The organism is Cobetia sp. QF-1 (genome assembly GCF_002213105.1).
GTDB lineage: Bacteria > Pseudomonadota > Gammaproteobacteria > Pseudomonadales > Halomonadaceae > Cobetia > Cobetia crustatorum.
This window is the reverse complement of sequence record NZ_NBVS01000021.1, coordinates 1-4,024: the sequence shown is the minus strand read 5'-3', so window position 1 is coordinate 4,024 and position 4,024 is coordinate 1. Positions and strand designations below refer to the sequence as shown.

Genomic DNA, 4,024 nt, shown 5'->3' with positions numbered 1-4,024 from the left:
TCGTATTGCGACGCGATATGAGAAGTTGGCCCGTAGCTTTTATGCGATGGTATGCGTAGCTTGCATACGCCGCTGTCTACGAGCCGACTTTTCGTACAGAACCTAGGCTTGCTTATCTCAGGTCCTTAGCCTGCACGCGATTGCTCGGTGTCTGGATCGTTCGCCTTTCAGCATCAGCCGCGAAGTTCGTTGAAATAGTTCTCCAGGTGATGGCTACTGTGCTGTAAAAGCCCATGTATCTCGAGCAAATCATCGGCAAGCTGCGACTCATGAACCTACACAAGTGTGAGCCTCCCCAATGCGCCCAAGCTCTCTTCTGCGATGGGCAACCTGCTCAAGCGCTATGCTGGCACCCACTATCACTACGACACCTACGGCAATCTGACACGCCGCATCGAGCCCAATGGCCAGACATGGCATTATCAGTACGATGCCGAGCACCGCATGGTCGAAGCCAGCCGTTGCGGCCAGGCACCAGCAGCAGGGGATGATGCAGCCCCCCTGACCCACGCGCGCTATGCCTACGACAGCATGGGCCGTCGTATCTGGAAGCAGGTGACACAGCAGGGCAACGCTCCAGAGCTGACTGTCTTCACCTGGGATGGTGATCTTTTACAAAGCGAAGAGAGATACCAAGGCTATCTGTCTGGCATGGCCTATGCGCCGTTGCTCGAATTGGAGGTAGAAGACCCGAGCCGCTCCTACTCGACACCTATCGCGCAGCGTCAGCATACGCTTGGCCATCTAGCGAATGTTATCCCGCTGCACCGCGTGAGCTATCTATTTGAAGCCAATAGATTCATTCTCGCCGCGAAGCTGGAAACGCGCTTCGAGGCAATCGAACAGCAGACCGGCACTGGTCAGTCTCGCCATACTGGTTATCAGCCTTTAACGGCTGAGCTTTACTACTTCCAGACCGACCACCTCGGCACACCGCTGGAAGTCGCTGACATTGACGGCAACCTCGTTTGGGTAGGCCAATACCGTGCCTGGGGCCAGCTCGAACGCGCGAAAGATGGCAATGGCGAGCGTGCCAGCACTGACAATCCGCTACGCTTCCAAGGCCAGTACCACGATGAAGAAACCGGCCTTCACTACAACCGATTCCGCTACTATGATCCCGCAGTAGGGCGCTTCACGACTCAAGATCCCATCGGTTTGATGGGCGGCGAGAACCTGTATCAGTACGCGCCCAACCCGATGAGGTGGATCGGTCTGCTGAGGTTAAGCCATGAACACTGTCCAGCAGCCTGCGGGGGGAGCGAAAAGCGTTGCCTTAGTATCGGGATCAAGAAATTTCTTGGCTTTAATTAAAAAATCGGAACATTTTGTATGGATAATTGATTGTTTTTGCCTGAGTATGCGAGCAGGTGTCCTGATCAGTGGCAATGTCACTGATGATGGAAAGGACGGTTCTTCAGATCTATTTTGGAGATTCCAATGACAGTCAAGGTGATCGATTTTCAGAGCGCTGCAAGTGTCTCCTCTCATCGCCGTTTGGCTGATCTTCCCAATCGCGTGGTGCAAGGCGACCCTCATCATGAGACGCGATTGCACTTTCAAAGTTCTGACGAAGGCTTTATCGCCGGCACCTGGACGAGCACGCCGGGCAAATGGCATGCATTTACTCAGCGTGATGAATTTTGTTATCTGATCTTGGGTCATATTCGTTTGATTGCCGAGGATGGCAGTGCACAAGAGTTCCGTACCGGCGATGCCTTTCTGATTCCAGACGGTTTCAAAGGCTATTGGGAAGTACTGGAGACTACGACAAAGCATTTCGTCATTCGTGATCGTCACGGTGATGACTTGATTTGACGCTTTCTTCACTGACATTGCGTAATCATATCGCTCTGGCAGCAACTGCTAAGGAGATGTCATGTCAAAAACTCGAATGGTGACCCAGTTTGGTATGGGTACCTCGATTCGCAGTCAGAACTACACCGAGGCAGCGGCTCGTGGTATCCGTGACGCGCTGTGGCATAACTCATTGAACGTGGCGGATGCCTTCGGCTTTCCCAAGGAAGCGATGCTGATTGAGGTTGAGGTCGGCGTACAGCAACCTGATGAGGTCGACAGTGATGCACTGTTGGGCATCTTCCCTTACGGTCAGCCGAGTGTGCGGGTCGTCAAGGGCGGGCTGGACGTCGCCAAGCCGGATGGCAGCGGTGTGAGCGTGATCGCCAATGTCGCCATCATCGTATCTTTCGACATGGTCGCCACAGGTGCTGAAAATACCGCGTCCGGACAGGTTGCAGGAGATCAGGCATGATCGAGCAGCGCATCATTCTCGAAATGGGCACCGGCAATGACCTCTATGGTGAGGACTACACCAAGGCGGCTTGCCGCGCAGTACAGGATGCCTTGCACCATTCCTCCATCGTGCTATTCCAGTCGCTCGGTATCGATCATCAGCAGATGCGCGTCGAAGTTACCATCGGTGTGCAGCAACCGGATGCCGTTGACGTGGATGTGGTGACGCGCGAGTTGCCGCGTGGGCGCGCCGAGGTCACGGTGGTGCAGGGCGGGCTCAACGTGCATGACGAGGCCAATGGCCGCACGCACGTCGTGGCGACCGCCGCCATCGCCGCGATGCTGGATATCGAACATGACGACTGGCAATTGTGCGAGTGAACGAGCCGTCGAGTGTGTAACGCAAAGGAAAGCCCCTTTCATTGGGAGCATTTAACTCACTGACATGGGCAGCCCAAGTGAAGGAAAGAGAAACACTGGGCAAGACAATGCCAGAAGGCATGCTCAAATAATCAGCCTTCATCTCCAAAAACACCGCCAGACGGGCATCATGCCTGTCTGGCGGTGTTGGTCATGTCAGAAGAAATTTTCTTGCATTCATTGCATATAACGTGGATATAGCAAGGCGAAGTCATTGTAGATGATTTTTTGATAGTCTTTCTTGTCAGGTTTGGCGGCCAGGTCTTTCAGAATGCTTTTGAGTGCTTTCGCATACTGGGGAGACTCGGCCTGTGTGGCAATGCGGCCCAACAACGGTGCGAGATACGCAAGGTCTATTCCCGGTGTGGGATAGTCCCAAGGCTCGCCTTGTGCCACAGGTAGCAGGTAATCGATGGCTGATTTGAGGCTATTACCCTTGGGGGTCTGATACGTCCAGATTGGGATTCCCGCTTTATCCGCAATGATGGCAATACTGGTCAGTGCTTCAAGATTGAAGGTGCTGTAGAAGAATGAGCGGGTTCTTTCCAGCTCTTCCGGTTGTGAGCCGTCAGCGGCAAACTGATAGCTGAGGCTATCCTTGGTGGCATCAATGGCAGCTTCGGTCTGCTCTTCATTGCCCAGATACCATGACAGCGCCGCGATCTGGAACTTATACCAGGAGCCATGATTATTGGTTTGTTGCGCGCCTTGAATGCCTAGATCACTCTTTGTGAGCCATTCTAGGTAATCCGTCAGCCAGGCATTCATCTGGTCATTATCATTATTACTCCAGTATTCAGAGTCTGAAATAAGCACTAGTCCATCAAGTACCTGTAGGGGAATCAGTCGGCCATCCAAAATACCAGAACGACGCCCCTTGGGATTACCCGGAACACTCTGCGCATATTGAAGATGTGGGTTCATCCGAGTGGCATCATCCAGAAACCAGGTATTGATCATGCTGGCACTTTTCTTGGCATAACTTTCATTTCCCGAATAATAGTAGGCAAGCCCCAGCGTACTGACGGCCTCAGCCATGCGCCCGAGTCGTTGACGGTCCACATCATCTGTCTGGGTCGATGGATTGGTCTGCCCGTCCTTGCGAACCCAGGGTAGTCCCTCTGGTTGACTCTCGTCCGGCCACCAATAGCGACTGATACTCAGGTAGTCATGCTTGTCTTTGCTTGGCGGGAAAAAGTTCTTGTTCATTACGGTGGGGTTGGGTTGGTCGAGCAGGGTGTCGGCTCTAGGTTTTGTACGAAAAGTCATTTTTGCTAATGTGACCCATGCACATCCAGCATAGGTGCGGTATGACAGGACGCTACGAAATCTCGGATAGCCAATGGCAGTT

The 4,024-nt window shown here is 53.2% G+C and carries 5 protein-coding genes and 1 pseudogene; 5 read left to right on the top strand and 1 reads right to left on the bottom strand.

Annotated elements, in window-relative coordinates:
• The 5 genes and pseudogenes from CFN46_RS17525 to CFN46_RS17310 form a co-directional block, all read left to right on the top strand.
• Positions 1–106: pseudogene (locus CFN46_RS17525) on the top strand (IS5/IS1182 family transposase); the annotation flags it as partial.
• 179 nt (positions 107–285) lie between these two features.
• Positions 286–1,314 carry an RHS repeat-associated core domain-containing protein gene (locus CFN46_RS17325; protein ID WP_088744286.1) on the top strand — a complete coding sequence of 343 codons (1,029 nt, stop codon included), beginning with the start codon at positions 286–288 and terminating at the stop codon, positions 1,312–1,314.
• A gap of 126 nt (positions 1,315–1,440) precedes the next feature.
• On the top strand, positions 1,441–1,818 hold the full coding sequence (locus CFN46_RS17320; RefSeq protein ID WP_088744285.1) for a cupin domain-containing protein: 378 nt from the start codon (positions 1,441–1,443) through the stop codon (positions 1,816–1,818).
• A gap of 61 nt (positions 1,819–1,879) precedes the next feature.
• Complete coding sequence (locus CFN46_RS17315) at positions 1,880–2,272, top strand: Lin0512 family protein (RefSeq protein WP_088744284.1); 393 nt, start codon at positions 1,880–1,882, stop codon at positions 2,270–2,272.
• A complete protein-coding gene (locus tag CFN46_RS17310) occupies positions 2,269–2,634 on the top strand; it encodes a Lin0512 family protein (RefSeq protein WP_088744283.1) in 366 nt (121 codons plus the stop codon). The genes CFN46_RS17315 and CFN46_RS17310 overlap by 4 nt, the downstream gene beginning before the upstream one ends.
• Positions 2,635–2,850: 216 nt before the next feature.
• Here CFN46_RS17310 and CFN46_RS17305 read toward each other — a convergent pair.
• The coding region (locus CFN46_RS17305; protein WP_141103690.1) for an alginate lyase family protein at positions 2,851–4,024 on the bottom strand (1,174 nt) is incomplete at its 5' end.

What these genes read in the sequence shown, in the direction of transcription:
- CFN46_RS17310 (WP_088744283.1), top strand. Translation starts at nt 2,269, where the DNA reads ATGATCGAGCAGCGCATCATTCTCGAAATGGGCACCGGCAATGACCTC.
- CFN46_RS17315 (WP_088744284.1), top strand. Translation starts at nt 1,880, where the DNA reads ATGTCAAAAACTCGAATGGTGACCCAGTTTGGTATGGGTACCTCGATT.
- CFN46_RS17320 (WP_088744285.1), top strand. Translation starts at nt 1,441, where the DNA reads ATGACAGTCAAGGTGATCGATTTTCAGAGCGCTGCAAGTGTCTCCTCT.